Origin of the sequence: Bacillus daqingensis (genome assembly GCF_042654445.1) — a bacterium.
GTDB lineage: Bacteria > Bacillota > Bacilli > Bacillales > Salisediminibacteriaceae > Alkalicoccus > Alkalicoccus luteus.
The window spans coordinates 35,833-54,600 of record NZ_JBHSGK010000007.1 but is presented as its reverse complement, the minus strand read 5'-3'; the positions used below and the strand labels follow the sequence as shown (position 1 = coordinate 54,600).

Here is an 18,768-nt window from a genome sequence, read left to right as displayed (position 1 = left end):
GCACACCATTTGCCGATTGAGGTTTCTCTTTCAGCCCGGATGGTAATAGAGTGGTGAGGTGATAACATGTCAAAAGCAGAACTCCTGTATGATGCAAAAGCGCTGCTCGCTGAAGGTCCATTCTGGGACGAAGATAATCAGCAGCTTATATGGGTGGATATTGAAGGGAAAAACGTTCATTTTCTTGATCCATTAGGTGAAAATGAAACACATTCATTCGATCAGCGGGTCGGCTGTGCTGTTCGCTCCATCAGCGGAGATATCTACGCCGGTCTTGACCATGGGTTCTACCGGTATGATCCGGAATCAGGCGAGCTCCACAGCATCTATGATCCGGAAGAAGATAAACCAGGGAACCGTTTTAATGATGGAAAATGCGATCCGAAAGGCCGTTTTTTTGCAGGAACGATGGTGTTGGAAGGGGAAGACGGGGACGCTGCCCTATACTGCCTGAACGGCGGCAGAACCGTCTCCACGGTGCTGACAGGGGCAACGGTATCAAACGGGATGGCTTGGGATGAACGCAAAGAAGTGTTTTATTATATCGATACGCCGACGCACGAAATCCGCCGCTATCCATACAACTTTGAAGATGGCACACTTGGCGAGCCGGATGTTGTGTATACTGCTCCTGACGACGGCGGACACCCCGACGGGATGACAATCGATGAAGAAGGTAAGCTCTGGGTCGCCTTTTTTGATGGCGGCTGCGTGCGGCGCATCTGTCCGGATGAGCAGCAGGTGCTGGAAACGGTCGAAGTCGCTGCTACGAACGTTACTTCCTGCTGCTTCGGCGGCAAAAATATGGATGAACTGTTTATTACGACCGGACGCGAAGGCCGGACCGACGAAGAGCTTGAACAGGAGCCTCATGCAGGTGGTATATTCAAATACCGTCCGGGTGTCTCCGGGGCTAAATCCTACCGCTATGATGATCAGGCATAATCAGGAATAGGCAGAGCGGAACAGCTGCTCGACCCAATCTCTTGACTGTGAATCAAGTTTACTGATGTACTCCTGTCCGCGGGCCGAGGATTGGACATAATAATCGCTCTTGCTGGCCTGCAGCCAATTTTCTTCTTTCTGCAAGTACGTAGGTCGATAAGCCTCTTCATAGAACAAGGCCGGGAGCCTCCATATTCCCGGTCTGTTTTTGTGTAAAGACGATGACAGCTGCAGCTCTGGTTTTAATCGCGGAAAATACCCGCTTCCGGGAATCCCGCTGCCAGGAAATAATTCAGCAGCAGCTGCATAGAGGGTATTGTTCTTCTTTCGGAACGCTTCAGCGGTACCGTGAGGATGGAAGCGCCGAACCTCTTCAGGCACCTGCTCAGGCAAGGTCCACACGTCTCCAACCCGCAGCCACCCGTATAAGAAGTAGACTCCTTCTGTCCAGCCTGCTTCCGGATCGAGCTTGTGCAGCCGTGCTGGAAGCGGCTTAAACCGGCTGAAAAAAAGAAAAAGGCTCCCCTTCCCTGTTTCATGACCGTGCAGATGACCTGCTGCAGCACCTGACTGGCCGAAAACGCCAAAATCCGGACCAGCATCCAGCCATTCCGGTTTCCCGAGCACGGGATCATAGTGGGCCTTTCCTTCAGAAGCTTTTTTAGCACGGCTGCTGTAGCGAAGGTCCGGGTGCTGAATCAGCTCGTACATCGACGAAGCGTTAAGGCCGGGAAGCGCGTCTGACGAAAGCATCATGTCACGATAGCCGAATGCTTCCCGTTTTTCCGTTTCCGGAATTGGCAGAACGACATATTTTCTCGTTTCAGGATCATACGGAGAATAGCCATGGCCAGCTGATGAATCGAATCCCTTTCGGCTGAAGATCAGGTTTTCCATTTTTCCCACACCTTTCTCATCTCGGTTTCATCGGCTTCGTTCAGGGAAAAGGAAACCAATGGAGGTGAAGCATTATGCCCTATTTTACATCAAATTCATTAAAGCTTTATTACGAAGATACAGGCAGCGGCCCTCCGCTGCTCCTGTTTCCACCGCCGGCCCTCGGAAGCTCGCCGTTTATTCCCCAGCAGGAAGCGCTGCCGAATGGTATCCGGCTCCTGACATTCCACCCGCGCGGCAACGGGTACAGCGAAACAGACGGCAAAGAAACAATAGCCTCGTGGGCTGATGATGCAGCAGCCCTTCTGGATCACCTGGGAATTGAACAGGCGGCGCTGTGCGGCTATTCCATGGGAGGGGCACCTGTGCAGGATTTTGCTATCCGCTATCCCGAACGTGCTGCTTGCCTTCTGCTGCTTTGCACGTTTCCGGAAGTTAATACGAAACTGCTGGAGAACAAGATACATCTCGGTGAATTACTGACCAAAAACCGGTGGACTGGTTTTCTCGGACGCGCCCTGGGAACGACGCATTCCGCCCGAACCGATATCGAAAAAAACGTATGGGGAACGGCGGAGCAGTCAGACTCTGAAGCGATCAGGCGTCTATACACGAGCGGGCGCCATTACTCAGCTTTACCGAAGCTATCCTCCGTTCGTGCACCTGTCTATTACATTTACGGACGCTGGGATCCAATTGCCCTTCCATATGTGAATCAATATAAGGCCGTTCTCCCACATGCTCGGTTTATTCGCATATCAGAGGGCTTTCACCAGCTCCCGACACGCGCTTCGAGTCAGGTTAACAGCATCATCCGCTCGATTGTAAAGGAGGAGGACGCACCTCATGCCGACTAAACCGACTGCGACGCAGACGTGGGAAAACATGCTGCTTTACCATTTGGAGGTAGACCCGGACAGATTGGCTGAAGCACTGCCGGAACCGTTCCAGCCATCCCTTTTTGACGGAAAAGCCTGGCTGACCACTGCCTGCTTTACGTGCCGAAGCAGCAGTGCTGTTTTTTTAGGGCGTTCGCTTTCACTGCCTGTATACGAAGAAGTGCAGGTACGCACCTACCTCGACTACGACGGCGATCCGGGGCTTTACATGTTTTCATCTGATGTATCCCACCGCTCAGTCGTTAAAGGGGCGAGATTGACGCTGAAGCTTCCTTTCTACGAAGCATCAATCGAGCGGCGCCGGGATACGGCCTACCACGTCATGAGTAAACGGCTGAAAAGCGATGCACGCTTCCAGGCTGCATTCCGGCCTGGAACGCAGCGGGATACAACGACTTTTGCCGACTGGGCAGGAAATCGTTCCTGTATGTGGAAGAAAACGAAGAACGGTGTTGAGAAAGCAGTTATTAATCCCGGCGGCTGGGATCTGTACGAAGCCGAAGCCGAGGTCTCTTCCTCCGGTATGTACCCGTTTCTTGCGGAGGATGCCTTTACCGGACGTTCGAGGGTCCAATTTTGCCCGGAGCGCGTGACCCACTTTTATCCGTTCCAGCGGACGCGCTGATATGATAGGCTTAGAGAAGAGACTGGAGGCGGTACGATGACAAATTGGGCGTTTGTATCTGACTTTGACGGCACGATTTCACAAAAGGATTTTTACTGGATTGTGATCGAGAAATACTTCCCCGAAGGAGAAGCACTTTATCATAAATGGCAGAACGGCGAAATGAAGGACATAGACTTTTTGAACACCGTATTTGCCTCTATCGGGCAGCCTGAGGAGACGATTAAACAGGATATCGCGGGCATCCCCCTCGACCCTCACGTCAAACCATTCATCGAACAAATCAAAAAAGCCGGCGGTGATTTTATTATCATCAGCGCCGGATGTGAGTATTATATTCACGAACTGTTGGCACTTGCGGGTATTCACGATGTACCGGTCTATTCCAATCCCGGCCACGTTGAGAACGGCGGCCTTCATTTGACCCCTGATCCGGCAGACCGCTTTTATCACGAGCGCTACGGCATCGATAAAAAAGCTGTGATGCAGGAGCTCGGCAGCCGGTACGATACGCTCTTTTTTGCAGGAGACAGTGAACCAGATTCTCATCCGGCATCTCTTGCGACGGTGACTTACGCAATGAAAAAGCTCCCGCCTATTCTTGATCGAATGGGAACGCCGTATGAGAAGGCAGATGATTTTTCGGATATAGCGTCAGACTTAAAAAAGCGAGGCGTACTTGACCGGTCATGACCGTCGGTACGCCTGGTTTCTGTCGTGCAAAAACGTTTCAATCTGCAGCTGATGGTGTTCATCGTGCGCGCCGAAAAAGGCATCGAGCTCCGCTGGGGTCCACGTTTTGTCAGAACCTTGCTGTGGCACGCTCTCCGGCGCAGTTTCCTTCAGCATGGTAACAAGTGCCTGTCTCGTTTCAATAAAATCGCGAATGAGGCGGTGCGCACTGCGTCCTTCAAGAGCTGCGACAGCGGACCGATTGTAGACATCCGGCACCGGAAACGGCGGAATTGGTTTTCCTGCCTGCATAGCTGGCATTACGGACTCCAGCAGGAAACGGTCCCAGTAAAATAAATGCCCGATTATTTCTCTCGTTCCCCACTTTGCCGGGGCGGTCGGCGTTTTCAGCCATGTTTCATTCTGTTCCTCCAGCATCCCTGCAAAGGGGATGATCGCTTCCATTTTCCATTCTGCCATGTCACATTCCTCCATACTGCATGTACGTGCTACGTTTCAGTATCACGGTTACAGGACCTTTCTGTCAAACGCGGGTCCTCCTGCTGGTTTCTAATCTCCTGTGTATATGTGCTTATTTTCCTCGGTTTTTTGTTAATATCTGACTCAACAGGGTACAGGCAATTAGAAAGCCAATCGCGCTAACTGAAAGGAGCTTACCAATGGGATTTTTCTCGTCTGACAAAGATAAGGACAGCAAGATGCCAAAACAAAACGACCGTTACATTCTTGCGATGGAAGAATTTCAAAAGGCGAAATTCTCAGATGACGAAAAAGCCCGGGAATATTTGCAGCTTGCGTTCCGGGAGGCAGAAAATAACGTATTCGATATGCACTTCTGGTACAATCACGCCATCGATTATTATTGCAGACAGCTGAGCGACCCGGAAGCAGAAGCAAAGTGCCTGCAGCTGTGCAAGGAAAATATGGCAATAGCTCCTGATATTATCGCAGCGTATAAAAACGAATATCATAAAGAATCATTGCTGGACTTTATCCCCCCGTCTATTCCTGCCTTTTTAACAGCAGCAGAAATTTATGAGGCAAATGGGGAATACAGCAAGGCGGCTGAGGTCAGTGAAAAAGCAGCGGAGCTTCGCCTGCGCGACGGAACCCCGGGCGGTTTTAAAGCGAGAAAAGAACGGCTGGAAAAAAAACTTTACCGCACCTGAGTCAAAGATGAACAGATTGCATGTTGCTTACCCCCTGCCCAACGCTGGCGGGGGCTTCTTGTTGCTAACTGGTTTACGGCCTGCTGTTGAGTTGATAAGCACGAGCTGACCATTAAAAAATGCCTCAGGCAAACCCTGAAGCATACTGGTGAAGCCTGTGCCTATTCATGTTCTTCAAAGATCACTTCGAGTTTGGCTACATCTCGGAAATGAACCATATACTCTTCACCGTCACTTGTGTGAAGCGCAATTTTTTCTCTGCTCTTTCGCTTTTCCTTCAGCATGCTGACAATTTCGTTGTCCCCGGTGATTTCTCTTTCCGGATCGAGTGCTGCTACATGTTTTTTGCCATCCTTAAACGTATACACCATTTTCATCGTTTGTCACCTCCGGTTATGGTGATGTGATACCCTACTTCTTCCGGAAATTAACGTCTATGTTCGAAATAGATCGCCGATCACACACACCCGCCGTGATCATACAGAACAAAACAGCTATCTGCAGGAAGACAATCCCTCTCACCTGTGTGGGCGATTAACCCATCTTCAAACGGACGAAAGAAAAGCCTCCGCTCGTGAAAGCGGAGGCTTCGTTTTCTATTACATGCTGCGTGCACCGATGTACGTGCTGCTCCAATAAGGGTTTGTGCTCATATTGGAAATCGTTACACCTGTAGAAGATCCAGCGTGAATAAATTCATTGTTTCCTAGGTAAATCCCTGCGTGGGAAGGACCTGTACGTGTTTCAAAGAATACGAGATCTCCCGGCTGCGGGTTGGATACCGGTGTACCTGCACTCCACATTTCAGCTACTGTACGTGGTACATTTTCACCGTTCTGCTGGAACGCATACTGGATGAAACCGCTGCAGTCAAATCCGGATGGGCTCGTACCGCCCCATACGTAAGGAGATCCAGTCAAGCTGCGTGCTGTAGAAATAATACCGTCCGCATTGCTTACATCACTTGTTCCCGCTACCTGGGAAGAAGAGTCAGAGCTTGATGAGCTGGATCCGGAAGATGCTGTGCTGCCGGAACCGTCAAGACCTAAAGAAGACTGTGTTGCTGGTCCAGCTGTCCCGTAGAAGTTTCCTGCCGGGCTGGAAATACCATTTGAAGACTGGTAATCCTGCACTGCTGAAAGCGTCAATGGACCAAATACGCCATCCACGTTAGAAGAGCTATTATATCCTGCATCTGCTAAAGATTCCTGCAGTTCTCGAACATCGTCACCACGATCTCCCATACTCATCGCGTCTGTTACCGTTGGTGCTGCAAAAATCGCTCCGGCTACTGCTAGGCTAAGTGCAAATTTTTTCATGTGTAAACACTCCCACTTTCTCTCTAATTTTTTTAAGGTTTCTCTTTATCTTTTAGGTAATCTGTTTAGATTTAAACTGTATTTTTTTCGCTAACAGGTTTCACTGTACAGATGATCGGGTAATAATAAAACCCCTTTTGTTTATTGTTATTGTTTTAACATTGCTTTGTTATCTCCCTGTAATATCTGTATTGTTCTCGTTAAATTAATAGACAAAAAACGCGTAACCTTCAAAAAGATAGTAAATTAACGGCTCTTTTTCTTATTTTTCAGTTAATTATTCAGGTTTTTCAGTTTCTTTATAGAAAGGTTTGTTATCTCGTACGGTTGAATAGGAGGAAACGTCACCGCCTCTCGTGAGGCTTGGCTTATTCAGACTGCTCAGCTTCCCCGCTCGGGATCTTTTCAGCTCATTCCACCACAAATGTCTCTTGTTCTCGCTTCGTTCACCCATGCTGCAAAGCAAACGAGTGAAACTGTTTCCTCCTTTTTCTATAAGGAAAAGCGAAGAATAAGAAGGCGCAGGCGTATTATCTTTATATCAATCTCAGCCATTAGCAGATCTTTTAAGCAAGGGCCCTTGTTAGACATTGCCTCTCGCCTCCAGCTATACTAAACATAACTTGATTCAAGGAGGAAGCCGCTTTGCGATTACTTGCAGTTGATATGGATGGAACACTTCTCAACGAGGATAAAACAATATCGAAGGAAAATATTGAGGCTTTTCATGAAGCAGAGGAGGCGGGTCTCGAAGTCGCGATTGCAACCGGACGCGCTTTTTATGATGTCTTCTCCATACTTGAACGCTATACGATCAATCCGTGGGTGATTAATATGAACGGCGCCTGTATTCACCGCCCGGACGGAACGATGTTCGATGATCTGCCGCTCCATGGACACTCGGCCTCACCGGTGCTGTCCTGGCTTGAAGAACAGCAATACTATTACGAAATCTCTGCTCACGATGCGATTTATGTACCTGAAGGTGCAGAAGACCGAATTAAAGCAGAATGGGAGCTTCTCCCGCCTGGACCGGAAAAAGAGCAGATCATGCAAAAAATGCTGCATGCCCAGGAAAGCCAGCAGGGGCGCCGCTACATTCGCTCGTTTGAAGAAGCACTTGAGCGGGATATCACGATTTACAATATTTTAGCCCTCTCGCTTATCCCTGAACGAGTGAAAGCGGGCTGGGACAAATTCAGCCACCTGCAGGAGGTTTCGGTCGTTTCTTCTGCTCCCATTAATTTTGAACTAACCTCCCCGGCTGCGTCTAAGGGCAATGCACTGGAAAAGCTTGCTGCCTATAAACATATTCCTGTTGAAGAAACAGCTGCAGTTGGAGACAGCTTCAATGATGTGTCGATGCTGAAGCAGGCAGGCAGAGGCTTTGCGATGGGCAATGCTCCAGATTCGATCAAACAAATTGCTGCAAGCACGACGAAATCCAACACTGAACACGGCGTGGCAGAAGTCATTTATGAGCTGCTTAAGGCGAAAACACCTTAATCAAACGAGGCGAGCCGGCTTTTATGTCAGCAAAAGAGCTGACCATCTGCTGCTGATCAGCTCTGAAAATAGGTTGCTTATCTGCCTGATGGTTTTTCCGGCAGCACGGCAACGCCGTCTTTATCGGCACACACCCACATGCCCGGCTCCCAGAGAACGCCAGCCATATTGAGTGGAACATCGGTATATCCTTTTCCCCCTTTATGGCTTTTTTGCGGCCTGGTTCCCAGTGCAGCGACGCCGATATCTATGTCACGCAGCTCATCAGCGTCGCGAATGAACCCATAGAGAATGACCCCTGCGATCCCCCTCTCCGCTCCAATAGCAGCAAGATTGTCTCCAAGTAAGGCAGTTCGACCGCCACGTCCTCCGCCGTCAACGACGATGACCGTCCCTGCTTCTGCTTCTTCCAGCATCCGCTTCACTAACACATTATCTTCAAACACACTTACGGTACGAACTGGACCTTCAAACTGTGTGCGTCTGCCATAATGAATGAGATGCTCCTGCATCGTCTGAACGGTTTGCGGATACTCGTCGCAAATATCAGTAACTGGCTTCATGTTGAACCTCCTTTTTGTTTTCCATTACTGCTTTTCGCCAAATCCGTGCATTTTCCTTTTTTTAACGTAAATGAGGGAAGCTTTTTCCCACTATTTCCTGCTGAAACCTTTCGGATACGGGTATAGGTTAATATAAGAAGTCTTCAGTTAAGAAAGGAGGCGCAAATGACGGATATACGAATCAAGCGCACGAAGCAGGCGCTCAAGCAGGCACTGCTGGAACTGCTTCAGTACAAAGCTCCCGCGCACATTCAGGTAACGGAGCTTGTGAATCGGGCAGGTCTCAACCGGAGTACATTTTATCAGCATTACGGTACCATTGAAGCACTGCTGGATGAATTGAAGCAGGACGTAATCGAGGATTTAATTTCAGCGTACCGTCAGCCCCCGCTGCTCACTACTGATGTCATGCACCATGCGTTTTATTCTGTTGCTGTGCGTATGATTGAACACGTGGAAAAGCAGCAGGATTTTTATGAAATTATGCGCGACTGCGGCGACCTGCCTCGCTTTCGCAACAAAATGATTCTGCTCTTAAAACGGGTGCTTTTAGAGGAGGAATCCGCTGCAGAAGAAAGCGGAGTCGCCGAAAGCTTTGCTGCCTACCACGCTCATGCTGTTGCCGGCTTGATTGCTGACTGGATGGACGGCGGCTGCCAAAAAGATGCTTCCGAAATGGCTCGGGAACTGAAAATGCTGCTTCGTTATCATCCTGGATCAGGGGCTCGTTTTCGTGAACTATAAGTTTCACAATGCCGTGCGCTGCGCTGCACGGTTTTTCTGTGAATTAAAACGGGAAAAAGCGGGAATTAGACCTATTTTTCTCTTTTTCTTTAAAAAGGTATCGTTTTTACTAGTTTTATGTGGTTAAATAGATGTTAGCCCGTCATATAAGAACATTCGTTCCACCGTCTCTACTGTCACTGACTGGTCAGCAGACACCGAGTCTGCCATCGAAACCATCTAAAGAAGAAGCCATTATATTACTATATTTGAATAGACCACGTACTGAATATCGTCCGGTTCCTTCTAAATACTTGAAACAATTGCTCAATGCAATCAGGGGGAATGAACGTTGGACATGAACCACCGCCGCCTCCGTAAATTGGAGTCGGAGCATCAAGACCTTCTGCGGGACATACGCCAGCTAAAGCGGAAAGCGGAAGCACTCGTCCACGCTCGAGCCCGATACTCAAGCGCTCATGTGAAGCAGAAATACCAGACGCGGCTTGCCGCCGTGCACCGGAATCTGCATAAACTTGAAACAGCCAAGGGTCTGCAGGAAACAGAGCTAGCTCGCCTGCGAAACCTAAAGCGTTAAACACACATAGCGCTGTACAGTCAGCCTGCGGGATGAAACCTGCAGGCTTTTTTGCGTCTTGAATAAACTGTTTCTGTTGCACACCGCTCTGGTATATTCGCATTGATATACCTTGCCGCGACGTTAGACGGCAGACCGCACGCTGCTTCTGTAAGTGCAGATAAGTCTGAGTTATTGCGGAGGGCAAGCTTCCCGCGCTAAGCGAAGAACTGCACAAAATTGAATAACCATTTACTTCAAATAACTTGTCCGCCAGCCTGAAACGGGCTGCACGGTCTCATAAAGCTTTTTTTGAGTTAGTTCAAAACGTACCTGGCGCTGTCATGAGTCTCGTTTGCGAACGTTATATTTCCATGCCTCGTCCTGCTTGATCATCCGGATCGCAGCCCAGATCGTTAGAAACTGGATAATGATAATCGGAAGCCCCATTAAACCGGATACCACTTCGAGCGGCGGCAGTCCACCGATGCGCATCATGACGAGTGCAACGCCTGCAATAATCGCTGCAACGATAATGCGGAGCATGCGGGACGGCTCGTTTTTACTCATGTCCTGGGTGCTGGAATAAGCTGCAATCGTATACGTAGTTGAATCCAGCGTCGTAATCAGAAAGATCATGGCGACTACAGCAAATACGATCAATGCAATCGTTGCAAACGGCAGCGTCAACAGAATTTCCGGGATTAACGCCATTTCATCCATTGACTGCGCCATTCCCAGTATATCCATATCACCGTTCACATGCCGGTGAACGCCCAGTCCCCCCAGCACTCCGGTTGCTGCCCATGAAATCGCTGTCGGCGCGAGCAGATAGGTCAGAATCATTTCTTTTATCGTCCGTCCCTGCGAAATTTTAGCCGCAAATACGCTGTGCAGCATAGCCCAGGTTGCACTATATGCAAACCAGAAGACCGTATTACTTTGCACGTGGCTGCTCCCTTCTCCTCCAAGTGAATCGGTGTAAAGAGAAATATCAACATAGTTCGTCGCCAATGTGCTTAAGCTTTCCGTAAAGTAGTTTAATATAAAAACGCCGGGACCGACGGTCATGATAAACAAGGCAAAGCCTCCGGCCAAATACATATTGAACGTACTGAGCCGCTTAATTCCACGATCAATACCGACGTATGCACTGATAGAGAAAAAGATGACCCACATAATCGTAATAATGAGCGTTAATGTGAACGTGACCTCTATGTTAAACAGCTGCGATAAGTTATGTGTCACAATCGGCGTTCCCAGGCCAAGTGTCACGGCAGCTCCGGAGAGAATACTGACGAGGAAAATCATGTCGAGTACTTTTCCGCCAAGTCCATCTGTAAACCGGTCGCCGAATAAACAGCGGCAAGCCTCCGATACCCGCATCAACGGCCGCTTTCGAACGTGCAGAATATAGCCGAGCGCTGGAGCTGCCATCACGAAAATAGCAAACACCTGAAAACTCCACATAAACATGCTGTAAGCATTCCCCATTAACAATGCTTCTGTAGACCCTGCATCCATGCCAAACGGCGGATCATTCGCGACGTTTGTCCACTCCACCATGCCGGTTCTCATAATCGTCGAGCCAAGCCCCATTGCAATTAAAATGGAGGCATATTCAAACAGAGTAAATCGCGGCTTCTCAGCCGGGTCGCCAAGCACGACGTTGCCAAGCTTGGAAAAAGATAAATACAGCCCTGCTCCTAGTAAAATAATAGCGTACCAGATGTAGCCCCAGTTGAACACCGCCACAATGACATCGAATGTATATTCCAGCACTCCAAGCGCCTGGTCTTCATAAAGCGACAGCGGAACAATCATGGCGATAATAATAAGCAGCGATGGTAAAAAGAGCTTATAATCGATCAGCTTTCCTTCCGGTCGCTGGTCCTTATTTTGTTCCATCATCCTTCCTCCTATTCTTTCCATCCTAATTATTAGTCTTTCCAACTATTTGTTTTCCTTTTAACTGTCATCCAAAACATATTTGCACGAAACTGAGAATTCGTGCTCACACGATATCTGGCTTTCTGTATCTTTTTCCTTGGTTGTATCCGCAAAAAAACAGCTCCGCTGGAAAAGCGGAGCTGTTTTCAAAGTGTGGATAAAGTCATTTTAAATGAATAACGTTGCACCTGCCTGCATCTACGGACACTCGCTTTCCGGAGGGAACGGCCTCAGCTAACCGCTCCCTCCTGCTGTCGGAAGCGCTGGATCTTCGCCTCGTTCGGATCCTCCTGGAGTCGAGATCCTCCAATTTGGCAGCTGCCAGTCCGGTTGAAACGCCTGGTGATGATTCACACGTGCTTGTTCCATATGGGTGGAACCTTTATATAGGCAACGCTTCGATGTCGAATAAGGATGACCAGTGCTTTCACGTATGTACCATGGAACAGTCGTATCTACCGATCGGAACGTTTTTCTCCAACAAACAAATCCATTTTCCCTTCGTGTCCGGCGTGCCCGTGGAAGCCGCGCAGCCTGAAGATTCCGTGCCGCTCAGATCTGCGAGCGGCATCCACGCACGAGCGGAGCCGGACTGGCTTTTGAAGGCTTCTCGTGAGAAGCCTGAGTCCGAGTGAAGCCGTGCCTTTCTTCCCTTCATACGGGATCACCCTGAGAAATAGCTGAAGGCCAGCCCACGGCAGGCTCGGTTAACAGAGGGGAAAGTCAACCAAACGAATAAATAATTAAGTTGAGACTTTTTCAACAGCCTGAAAACAAGGAAGGACATTATTCATATGTCACTTTTGCCTATCGGTCCTGCTGTTAGCTTTTCATTTTCAAGCCGCCCGCTGTTTTGCATGGTCAACACCGAAAAGCTATGACACGCGAGATTGTTGATTCAATGACTTCGGGTCCGGCTGCTTTCCACGGCTCCAATACGATACGAGTGCCGGGCCGGAGATGTTATGCCATACGGAAAAGATTGCACTAGGAAGTGCTGCAAGCGGACTGAAATGAGCCGTTGCGAGCGCTGCGCCTAAGCCGGAGTTTTGCATGCCTGTTTCAATGGAAACCGCCCTGCGCTTGGTTTCGTCAAGTCCGGCCCATTTAGCAGCCAGGTAGCCGAGGGCCAGTCCAGCCCCGTTATGCAAAATCACGGCTGCAAAAACGGCCGCTCCGGAAGTCACGATGTTTTCAGCATTAGCTGCGACAACACCTGAAACGATCAACATAATGGCGCCGACCGAAACCAACGGCAGTGCCGCCTGGCCTCTCTCGACAGCAGCCGGAAGAAATCTTGCTGCTAAAATCCCGAGTGCTATCGGAATCAAAATGACCTCCACAATCGACATGAACATATCACCTGCTCCGACCGGAAGCCATTGATTCGCAAGGAGAAAGACGATCAGCGGAGTAAACAGCGGTGCCAGCATCGTCGACACACTGGTCATCGCGACTGATACCGGTACATCTCCTTTTGAAAGATAAACCATCACGTTCGACGCTGTCCCGCCTGGACATGCTCCGACCAGCACCAGTCCTGCCGCAAGTTCAGGCGGCAAATTGAGCAGATAGGCAATGCCAAAGGCTGTCAGCGGCATGATCAGAAACTGTGCCAGCAGACCGATCGCAACCGGCATTGGCTGCTTGGCTACTACTTTAAAATCGGCAAGCTTCATCGTCGTTCCCATACCGAACATGACGATCCCCAGCAGAATAGTAATGTACGCACCGACCCAGGTAAACGTTGCCGGTGACAAATACGCAATAAATGCTACGACAAGAACGATCAGAGCAAAGTAGCGGCTGACTAATGCTCCGATTTGCTGAACAGCTTTCATGGATAAAAACTCCTTCTAACAATAAAATGTACCACGAAAAAAGAAAACAGCAGCCGCTTGGGCGCTGTTTTCAAACTCGCGTAAGTATTCTCACAGTGTAAATAATTCTGACAATATCCGCAATACCTTTTTCCATATTTCTGCTGTGATATGCTGGAGTGAGAAAGGGAGGCTTATCATGAACCTTGTGAAACCGCTGCTCTGGATCAATTTAATTGGCAGTCTCGCTGCTCTGATCGTTTACGCCGTGACAGCTGACCGCTTCAACTACCGAGATGATTTTCTTATTCTCGTCGGTCTTTTTGCCGGCGTAAGCGCTCTTGGTCTGCTGCTGAGCCGAAACCTGCCAAATGAAAAGCAATAATGAGCAAGGCACTGAATAAGAATCGTTTTTTCAGTGCCCTGTTCTGTCGTTTACAATGACGAGATGCTGCTTTGCAGTCGGACCGGCCATTCTTCCTGCTCATACGCCATCGTCCAGAATTGATGCTCAAGCTGGCTGCTTTTTAAAAAATGGGAGAGCATCAGCTCTTTTTCACGTTCTCCTGCCTGCTCCGCGCAGGCATCGATCTTCGCCATGAACGTTTCTGTGATCGTGCCGACTTCATCGTTTCCGTAAAAGCTGATCCAGTCGTAGAATGGGTGCTGCTTATCCGGATTAACCTCTGACTTCAGCTTGCGGCCGATTTCCCAGTATGTCCATGGACATGGAGCGAGCGCAGCAAGTGTTTCCCCAAGGCTGCCGTTAATGGACGCTTCCATCATATGGCGCGTATAGTGATGAGCCGTCGGTGCAAGCGGCGCTTTCTGTAAATCTTCATAGCGGACGCCTGCGACTTCACAGAAGTTATTGTGCGGATGAATTTCCTCATTCAGAACGAAGCCGATCTGCTCCTGAAAAAACGTCATATCCTCTCTGGTTGTGCATTTGGAAACGGCGAGACCATAGATCCGGCAGAAGGTGGTCAAGTATTCATAATCCTGCATGACGTAGTGGATCAGTGCCTGCTTTGGCACATTCCCTTCCCCGATTCCTTTTACAAACGGGTGCTCAAAAATCGCACTGAAAATAGGGTCTGCTTCCTGTCTCAGCTTTTCTGAAAATCGCATTGTGTAGGCCCTCCTGATTATTCCGGCGTACCGGATGATTTGGACGAACACCCACTCTCCGGACACGAAAAAAGTGCTTCTCAGTCCGGAGAAAGAGAAGCACCTGAAAGCGTAAACGGTCTTCACGCGACCATTTCAGACACATTCCCACTTTCCTCCGCTGGTATCAACCAGATCAGGTTCAAAGGGTCCGGCGTAAGCCGTCTCAGCCTTTTGGGCTCCCCTAGTGGATATTCTGTTTTCACTGTATCAAAATTCCCAGCTGCTTACAACTGTTTCCTGGTTAGGCCTGAACAAAGCGGTCCATCAGCCATGAAAACAGGACGATAACAGCTGTAATCGCAAGCAGTTCAAACGCAATTTCTCCAGCGAATAAATAAATGCCTTCTTCTACTTCCAGCTGAAAAGTCGCACTTCCCACAACAGCCTCTTGAAGCTGCGCCTCCGCATCAAACAGCTGCCCGTGCCGAAACATCGCTTCATAGACCGGCGTCTGCGTAAATCGCATAATTGCATACACAAACACCCCCCAGACGGCGATACCGACTGCCCAGCCAAACGGCTTGATGATTCGCATCATCAAAATGGTAAACACCGCTCCTAATCCAAGCGTAATCCCAACTGACATCAGCAGGCCGAGGAGCAGCGGATACAGTGCCCGCAACGCATCAGAGATTACGGCAATCCCGTTCTCTTCCACTTGCTGCGCATGTTCGCCAAAGAGACTGAGTGTCCAAAAACCGACGGCCGTCAGCAGCACTACCGAGATCAGAAACTGTGTGAATCCTACCGCGAGCTTCGAGGTGACGAGCTTCCAGCCGGATGCCGGGATATTCAGCCACGTCCACTGCGTTTTTCCTTTCCATTCTCCATGGAATGAGAGTGCCCAGACGAGAAACAGGAACACCGTATGAATTCCAACGCTTAAAAATCCAAGTAAAATACTGTAGCCGGATCCGGTAAAGGCAAAGTAAATCATCGCGGCATATGCGAGCAGAAGAATGCCCATGATGACGGCGAATCGCGGGATACTTTCCTGCCATTCCTTTTTCCATAGCGATAACCACATTAGACCGTCACCTCCCGCAGAACGTCTATCAGTGATTTCCGTTTCTCTTCTTTCAGGTCCTCGACGTTCCGGTCGACAACGATTCGGCCTTCGTGCACGATCAGTACATGATCGAGAAACGGTTCAAGCTCTTTTACTTCGTGGCTTGTGATCAGGCAGAGCTGGCGGTCGACGTCCAGATGCGTCACGATCAGCTTGAGAATGTCTTCCCGCACTAGCGGGTCCATCCCGGAGAGTGGTTCATCCAGACAGAGCACAGGTGTTTTCCTTGCCATCGTTACCGCGAGCTTTCCCCGCGCTTTGTTTCCGCGCGAAAGCTCTTTGACTTTATCAGACTCATGCAGCTTCATTTCTTTTAGCAACGTCATGGCTAGCTCTTGGTCAAAGTCGGGATACACTCCTGCTGCAAATGAGACGGTGCCTTTAATCGTCATGTAATCGTAAAGCGAATCCTCCTCCGAGAGGTAAGCGGCGACTGCGCCGCTTTTTCGACCTGCTTGTTCACCATTCAGCTCGACTGATCCGCTGCTGGGACGGATCAATCCGCAAATAAGCTTTAAAAGCGTTGATTTGCCGCTCCCGTTCGGTCCGATGATACCGGTGATGCCGGCTTTCGGCAACTGAATTTCCAATTGGCTGAGCGCTTCTTTTCTTCCGTATTTTTTCGTCAGCTTGTGCAGATTCACCTCTGTCATGACGAACCTCCCTTTTCATCCCACGCATGCTGAAGCAGTCCGATTGCAGTATCTTTGTCGATGCCGAGCTGCTCCATACTATATTTAAACCGGTCTGCCTGTACGGCAGCCTGACTGCGGCGCAGTTCTTCGATCACCGGCTGTTCGGTAGTCACGAATGTTCCCTGTCCTCGCTTTGATTCCACGATGTTTTCACGCTCCAGCTCCATATAAGTTCTTGAAACCGTATTCGGGTTGACCCCTGCCTCCGCTGCCAGCAGGCGGACTGACGGCAGCTTCTCACCCGGCGCAAGATCACCGCGGCAGATCCGCTGGCTGATATGATCCATCAGCTGCTGATAAATCGGCTGGTAGTCATTGAATTCCATAGCCATTCCTTCACCTCTCTACTCCGTTCTAATCGAGCACGTCCTGTACGGTGAACCGCCAGAAGGAAACAGCGAGAAAAGCAGCTCCATAAAGCGCCATCACGAGACCGGAAACAGCAAGTGAGACGTCCACTACGCCGGGAAAGCCCATAAAGCGTGATGCCAGATCCGTATGCGAAAACAGAAACACGTTTGCGATGCTGTAATCTGCAATCAGCATTGCAGCTGTGCTGCCGGTAAACAGCAGCACGAGCGAAACTCCGATTCCGAGTGCGCTGCTTTTAAACACGGTGCCGATCATAAAGGCAATTGCAGTAAACAGCAGCAGATCCACAAACCAAAGGCTGTACATCGCGGCGATATAGCTGTAAACCCCGTGTGCCGTCATACCATCCATTGCCGTCTGCACCACATATCCCTCCGGAAGATTCCATCCATAGAACAGCATACCTGATACAAACGAGGAAGCAAACAGCAAACCTGTCATGACGAGTCCGAAGAGGACTACTGCTCCTAGCTTCGACAGCAGAATCTGCCACCGCGAAACGGGCCGGATCAGCAATAGCTTAATCGTTCCCTTCGCATGTTCGCCAGCAGTGATGGTGGCTGCTGCGATGACGGTAAACATCGTGACGATGCTCATCAATGCTGCGTTCTCAATAACCGGCACGAGAATATGCTCCTCACCGGCGTAGGCGAGCCCCTCCGCTTCCGCATAAGCGGCTTCTGCCTCCTGCATGTCTACTGACTGCGGAGCCGGCTCCAGGATCACGGTAAACAGCGCAGATGTTCCAATCACAAACAGAACGAGCAGCGTTCCCATCACCCACGTTCCTTTTTTCTTAAACAGCTTCATACATTCATTTTGCAGCAGCTTCATCCTGCTTTCCCTCCCGTCATCGATAAAAATGTTTCTTCCAGCGTGCCGTTTTCCTCCGGATACAGTGCCTGAACCCGGACTCCCGCTTCTACAAGGGTGCGATTCAAATCAGGTACCTCTGCCGAATCCGCCTCAATCAGCAGTCCGTCTTTCGTTATGGTTGTCTGCTCGCTTAACGCGTTGGCCGCCAACTCCATATCCTCTGTTTTCAACACAATCTGCTTGTTTGCATGCAGCAGTTCTTTAATCGTTGCGGTATGAATGATTCGTCCGTTTTGCATCACAGCTGCCCGGTCGCAGAGCAGCTGCATCTCAGAAAGCAGGTGGCTGGACACAAGAATGCTGATGCCCTCTTTTTCAGCAAGTTCACGAAAATAACTGCGCATTTCACGGATGCCTGCCGGATCCAGTCCATTCGTCGGTTCATCCAATATAAGCACCCGCGGCTTGTGCAGCAGTGCCTGGGCAAGTCCTAGCCGCTGCCGCATTCCCAGCGAGTAAGTGCCTGTCTTTTCTTTAAGCCTGTCCGCAATCCCAGCCTTCTCTGCTGCTTCCACTATATCGGGTATGGTAATGCCGCTTTGCATTCTTGCGTAGTGTTTCAGATTGTCCCAGCCGCTTAAATGATCATACAGCTCCGGATTTTCCACGACAGCTCCGACATCTGATAGTGCCTTTCGCTTTTGCTGCTTTAAATCTGCACCGTTAATATGAACGGTCCCTTTTGTCGGGCGAATCAAGCCGCTCAACATCCGGATCGTCGTCGTTTTGCCGGCGCCGTTCGGGCCCAGCAGACCAAACACCTCTCCTTTTCTGATCGAGAGATCCACATTGTCTACGAGCGTGCTTCGTTTCATTCGTTTTGTCAGTCCAACTGCCTCCAATACAACTTCCATTGCAGCTCCTCCTTGTTATGTTCTAGTGTATTAACTACATAGT

General features: G+C 49.6%; 23 protein-coding genes and 1 riboswitch. Of the genes, 9 read left to right on the top strand and 14 right to left on the bottom strand.

Going from position 1 to position 18,768, the window contains the following annotated elements:
- Positions 1 to 66: 66 nt before the first annotated feature.
- Positions 67 to 945 carry an SMP-30/gluconolactonase/LRE family protein gene (locus tag ACFO4L_RS08375; protein WP_377909231.1) on the top strand — a complete coding sequence of 293 codons (879 nt, stop codon included), beginning with the start codon at positions 67 to 69 and terminating at the stop codon, positions 943 to 945.
- On the opposite strand, the gene ACFO4L_RS08370 is transcribed toward ACFO4L_RS08375, so the two are convergent.
- Complete coding sequence (locus tag ACFO4L_RS08370) at positions 946 to 1,842, bottom strand: Nmad3 family putative nucleotide modification protein (protein ID WP_377909230.1); 897 nt, start codon at positions 1,840 to 1,842, stop codon at positions 946 to 948. It abuts the gene before it with no gap.
- 74 nt (positions 1,843 to 1,916) lie between these two features.
- On the opposite strand from ACFO4L_RS08370, the gene ACFO4L_RS08365 reads away from it, so the two are divergent.
- The 3 genes from ACFO4L_RS08365 to ACFO4L_RS08355 are packed head-to-tail and all read left to right on the top strand — an operon-like array spanning position 1,917 to position 4,059.
- Positions 1,917 to 2,699 (top strand): alpha/beta fold hydrolase, encoded by a 783-nt coding sequence (locus ACFO4L_RS08365; protein ID WP_377909229.1) that lies wholly within the window; start codon positions 1,917 to 1,919, stop codon positions 2,697 to 2,699.
- Entirely contained in the window at positions 2,689 to 3,366 is a 678-nt protein-coding gene (locus ACFO4L_RS08360; RefSeq protein ID WP_377909228.1) for a DUF2071 domain-containing protein, read from the top strand. The genes ACFO4L_RS08365 and ACFO4L_RS08360 overlap by 11 nt, the downstream gene beginning before the upstream one ends.
- Before the next feature lie 36 nt (positions 3,367 to 3,402).
- Positions 3,403 to 4,059, top strand: a complete 657-nt coding sequence (locus ACFO4L_RS08355; RefSeq protein ID WP_377909227.1) for an MtnX-like HAD-IB family phosphatase — start codon at positions 3,403 to 3,405, stop codon at positions 4,057 to 4,059.
- On the opposite strand, the gene ACFO4L_RS08350 is transcribed toward ACFO4L_RS08355, so the two are convergent.
- Entirely contained in the window at positions 4,054 to 4,518 is a 465-nt protein-coding gene (locus ACFO4L_RS08350; RefSeq protein ID WP_377909226.1) for a DinB family protein, read from the bottom strand. The two genes, ACFO4L_RS08355 and ACFO4L_RS08350, sit on opposite strands and share 6 nt — an antisense overlap.
- A gap of 200 nt (positions 4,519 to 4,718) precedes the next feature.
- Between ACFO4L_RS08350 and ACFO4L_RS08345 the strand changes: the two genes are divergently transcribed.
- Positions 4,719 to 5,228 carry a hypothetical protein gene (locus ACFO4L_RS08345; RefSeq protein WP_377909225.1) on the top strand — a complete coding sequence of 170 codons (510 nt, stop codon included), beginning with the start codon at positions 4,719 to 4,721 and terminating at the stop codon, positions 5,226 to 5,228.
- 161 nt (positions 5,229 to 5,389) lie between these two features.
- On the opposite strand, the gene ACFO4L_RS08340 is transcribed toward ACFO4L_RS08345, so the two are convergent.
- Positions 5,390 to 5,605 carry a hypothetical protein gene (locus tag ACFO4L_RS08340; protein WP_377909224.1) on the bottom strand — a complete coding sequence of 72 codons (216 nt, stop codon included), beginning with the start codon at positions 5,603 to 5,605 and terminating at the stop codon, positions 5,390 to 5,392.
- A gap of 222 nt (positions 5,606 to 5,827) precedes the next feature.
- Complete coding sequence (locus tag ACFO4L_RS08335) at positions 5,828 to 6,547, bottom strand: C40 family peptidase (protein ID WP_377909223.1); 720 nt, start codon at positions 6,545 to 6,547, stop codon at positions 5,828 to 5,830.
- Positions 6,548 to 7,192: 645 nt separating this feature from the next.
- Here ACFO4L_RS08335 and ACFO4L_RS08330 point away from each other — a divergent pair.
- Positions 7,193 to 8,053 (top strand): Cof-type HAD-IIB family hydrolase, encoded by an 861-nt coding sequence (locus ACFO4L_RS08330; protein WP_377909222.1) that lies wholly within the window; start codon positions 7,193 to 7,195, stop codon positions 8,051 to 8,053.
- Positions 8,054 to 8,130: 77 nt separating this feature from the next.
- Here the strand turns inward: ACFO4L_RS08330 and rraA are convergent, their stop codons facing one another.
- Complete coding sequence (gene rraA / locus ACFO4L_RS08325) at positions 8,131 to 8,616, bottom strand: ribonuclease E activity regulator RraA (protein ID WP_377909221.1); 486 nt, start codon at positions 8,614 to 8,616, stop codon at positions 8,131 to 8,133.
- A 165-nt stretch (positions 8,617 to 8,781) separates the two neighbouring features.
- On the opposite strand from rraA, the gene ACFO4L_RS08320 reads away from it, so the two are divergent.
- Together ACFO4L_RS08320 and ACFO4L_RS08315 are read left to right on the top strand one after the other, a co-directional pair.
- Positions 8,782 to 9,360 (top strand): TetR/AcrR family transcriptional regulator, encoded by a 579-nt coding sequence (locus ACFO4L_RS08320; RefSeq protein ID WP_377909220.1) that lies wholly within the window; start codon positions 8,782 to 8,784, stop codon positions 9,358 to 9,360.
- A 331-nt stretch (positions 9,361 to 9,691) separates the two neighbouring features.
- Positions 9,692 to 9,937 carry a hypothetical protein gene (locus ACFO4L_RS08315; protein WP_377909219.1) on the top strand — a complete coding sequence of 82 codons (246 nt, stop codon included), beginning with the start codon at positions 9,692 to 9,694 and terminating at the stop codon, positions 9,935 to 9,937.
- Positions 9,938 to 10,258: 321 nt separating this feature from the next.
- Here the strand turns inward: ACFO4L_RS08315 and ACFO4L_RS08310 are convergent, their stop codons facing one another.
- The 3 genes from ACFO4L_RS08310 to ACFO4L_RS08300 all read right to left on the bottom strand — a co-directional run bounded on the left by ACFO4L_RS08310 (position 10,259) and on the right by ACFO4L_RS08300 (position 13,707).
- On the bottom strand, positions 10,259 to 11,824 hold the full coding sequence (locus ACFO4L_RS08310; protein ID WP_377909218.1) for a BCCT family transporter: 1,566 nt from the start codon (positions 11,822 to 11,824) through the stop codon (positions 10,259 to 10,261).
- A 276-nt stretch (positions 11,825 to 12,100) separates the two neighbouring features.
- Entirely contained in the window at positions 12,101 to 12,235 is a 135-nt protein-coding gene (locus ACFO4L_RS08305) for a hypothetical protein (protein WP_377909217.1), read from the bottom strand.
- 506 nt (positions 12,236 to 12,741) lie between these two features.
- Positions 12,742 to 13,707, bottom strand: a complete 966-nt coding sequence (locus tag ACFO4L_RS08300) for a bile acid:sodium symporter family protein (protein ID WP_377909216.1) — start codon at positions 13,705 to 13,707, stop codon at positions 12,742 to 12,744.
- Positions 13,708 to 13,885: 178 nt separating this feature from the next.
- On the opposite strand from ACFO4L_RS08300, the gene ACFO4L_RS08295 reads away from it, so the two are divergent.
- Positions 13,886 to 14,071 carry a hypothetical protein gene (locus tag ACFO4L_RS08295; RefSeq protein ID WP_377909215.1) on the top strand — a complete coding sequence of 62 codons (186 nt, stop codon included), beginning with the start codon at positions 13,886 to 13,888 and terminating at the stop codon, positions 14,069 to 14,071.
- A 50-nt stretch (positions 14,072 to 14,121) separates the two neighbouring features.
- On the opposite strand, the gene tenA is transcribed toward ACFO4L_RS08295, so the two are convergent.
- From tenA to ACFO4L_RS08265, 6 genes are all read right to left on the bottom strand, one after another.
- A complete protein-coding gene (tenA, locus tag ACFO4L_RS08290) occupies positions 14,122 to 14,817 on the bottom strand; it encodes a thiaminase II (RefSeq protein WP_377909214.1) in 696 nt (231 codons plus the stop codon).
- Between the two features lie 135 nt (positions 14,818 to 14,952).
- Positions 14,953 to 15,052: riboswitch (TPP riboswitch) on the bottom strand.
- A gap of 48 nt (positions 15,053 to 15,100) precedes the next feature.
- Complete coding sequence (locus ACFO4L_RS08285; RefSeq protein ID WP_377909213.1) at positions 15,101 to 15,886, bottom strand: hypothetical protein; 786 nt, start codon at positions 15,884 to 15,886, stop codon at positions 15,101 to 15,103.
- A complete protein-coding gene (locus ACFO4L_RS08280) occupies positions 15,886 to 16,581 on the bottom strand; it encodes an ABC transporter ATP-binding protein (protein WP_377909212.1) in 696 nt (231 codons plus the stop codon). The genes ACFO4L_RS08285 and ACFO4L_RS08280 overlap by 1 nt, the downstream gene beginning before the upstream one ends.
- A complete protein-coding gene (locus tag ACFO4L_RS08275) occupies positions 16,578 to 16,955 on the bottom strand; it encodes a GntR family transcriptional regulator (RefSeq protein WP_377909211.1) in 378 nt (125 codons plus the stop codon). The genes ACFO4L_RS08280 and ACFO4L_RS08275 overlap by 4 nt, the downstream gene beginning before the upstream one ends.
- Positions 16,956 to 16,977: 22 nt before the next feature.
- Complete coding sequence (locus ACFO4L_RS08270; RefSeq protein ID WP_377909210.1) at positions 16,978 to 17,829, bottom strand: ABC transporter permease; 852 nt, start codon at positions 17,827 to 17,829, stop codon at positions 16,978 to 16,980.
- Entirely contained in the window at positions 17,826 to 18,725 is a 900-nt protein-coding gene (locus ACFO4L_RS08265) for an ABC transporter ATP-binding protein (RefSeq protein ID WP_377909209.1), read from the bottom strand. The genes ACFO4L_RS08270 and ACFO4L_RS08265 overlap by 4 nt, the downstream gene beginning before the upstream one ends.
- Positions 18,726 to 18,768 lie beyond the last annotated feature (43 nt).

Excerpts from the sequence above, each read along its gene's own strand:
- ACFO4L_RS08375 (WP_377909231.1), top strand. The coding sequence starts at position 67 with ATGTCAAAAGCAGAACTCCTGTATGATGCAAAAGCGCTGCTCGCTGAA.
- ACFO4L_RS08370 (WP_377909230.1), bottom strand. The coding sequence starts at position 1,842 with ATGGAAAACCTGATCTTCAGCCGAAAGGGATTCGATTCATCAGCTGGC.
- ACFO4L_RS08365 (WP_377909229.1), top strand. The coding sequence starts at position 1,917 with ATGCCCTATTTTACATCAAATTCATTAAAGCTTTATTACGAAGATACA.
- ACFO4L_RS08360 (WP_377909228.1), top strand. The coding sequence starts at position 2,689 with ATGCCGACTAAACCGACTGCGACGCAGACGTGGGAAAACATGCTGCTT.
- ACFO4L_RS08355 (WP_377909227.1), top strand. The coding sequence starts at position 3,403 with ATGACAAATTGGGCGTTTGTATCTGACTTTGACGGCACGATTTCACAA.
- ACFO4L_RS08350 (WP_377909226.1), bottom strand. The coding sequence starts at position 4,518 with ATGGCAGAATGGAAAATGGAAGCGATCATCCCCTTTGCAGGGATGCTG.
- ACFO4L_RS08345 (WP_377909225.1), top strand. The coding sequence starts at position 4,719 with ATGGGATTTTTCTCGTCTGACAAAGATAAGGACAGCAAGATGCCAAAA.
- ACFO4L_RS08340 (WP_377909224.1), bottom strand. The coding sequence starts at position 5,605 with ATGAAAATGGTGTATACGTTTAAGGATGGCAAAAAACATGTAGCAGCA.
- ACFO4L_RS08335 (WP_377909223.1), bottom strand. The coding sequence starts at position 6,547 with ATGAAAAAATTTGCACTTAGCCTAGCAGTAGCCGGAGCGATTTTTGCA.
- rraA (WP_377909221.1), bottom strand. The coding sequence starts at position 8,616 with ATGAAGCCAGTTACTGATATTTGCGACGAGTATCCGCAAACCGTTCAG.
- ACFO4L_RS08320 (WP_377909220.1), top strand. The coding sequence starts at position 8,782 with ATGACGGATATACGAATCAAGCGCACGAAGCAGGCGCTCAAGCAGGCA.
- ACFO4L_RS08310 (WP_377909218.1), bottom strand. The coding sequence starts at position 11,824 with ATGGAACAAAATAAGGACCAGCGACCGGAAGGAAAGCTGATCGATTAT.
- ACFO4L_RS08305 (WP_377909217.1), bottom strand. The coding sequence starts at position 12,235 with ATGGAACAAGCACGTGTGAATCATCACCAGGCGTTTCAACCGGACTGG.
- ACFO4L_RS08300 (WP_377909216.1), bottom strand. The coding sequence starts at position 13,707 with ATGAAAGCTGTTCAGCAAATCGGAGCATTAGTCAGCCGCTACTTTGCT.
- ACFO4L_RS08295 (WP_377909215.1), top strand. The coding sequence starts at position 13,886 with ATGAACCTTGTGAAACCGCTGCTCTGGATCAATTTAATTGGCAGTCTC.
- tenA (WP_377909214.1), bottom strand. The coding sequence starts at position 14,817 with ATGCGATTTTCAGAAAAGCTGAGACAGGAAGCAGACCCTATTTTCAGT.
- ACFO4L_RS08285 (WP_377909213.1), bottom strand. The coding sequence starts at position 15,886 with ATGTGGTTATCGCTATGGAAAAAGGAATGGCAGGAAAGTATCCCGCGA.
- ACFO4L_RS08280 (WP_377909212.1), bottom strand. The coding sequence starts at position 16,581 with ATGACAGAGGTGAATCTGCACAAGCTGACGAAAAAATACGGAAGAAAA.
- ACFO4L_RS08275 (WP_377909211.1), bottom strand. The coding sequence starts at position 16,955 with ATGGCTATGGAATTCAATGACTACCAGCCGATTTATCAGCAGCTGATG.
- ACFO4L_RS08270 (WP_377909210.1), bottom strand. The coding sequence starts at position 17,829 with ATGAAGCTGCTGCAAAATGAATGTATGAAGCTGTTTAAGAAAAAAGGA.
- ACFO4L_RS08265 (WP_377909209.1), bottom strand. The coding sequence starts at position 18,725 with ATGGAAGTTGTATTGGAGGCAGTTGGACTGACAAAACGAATGAAACGA.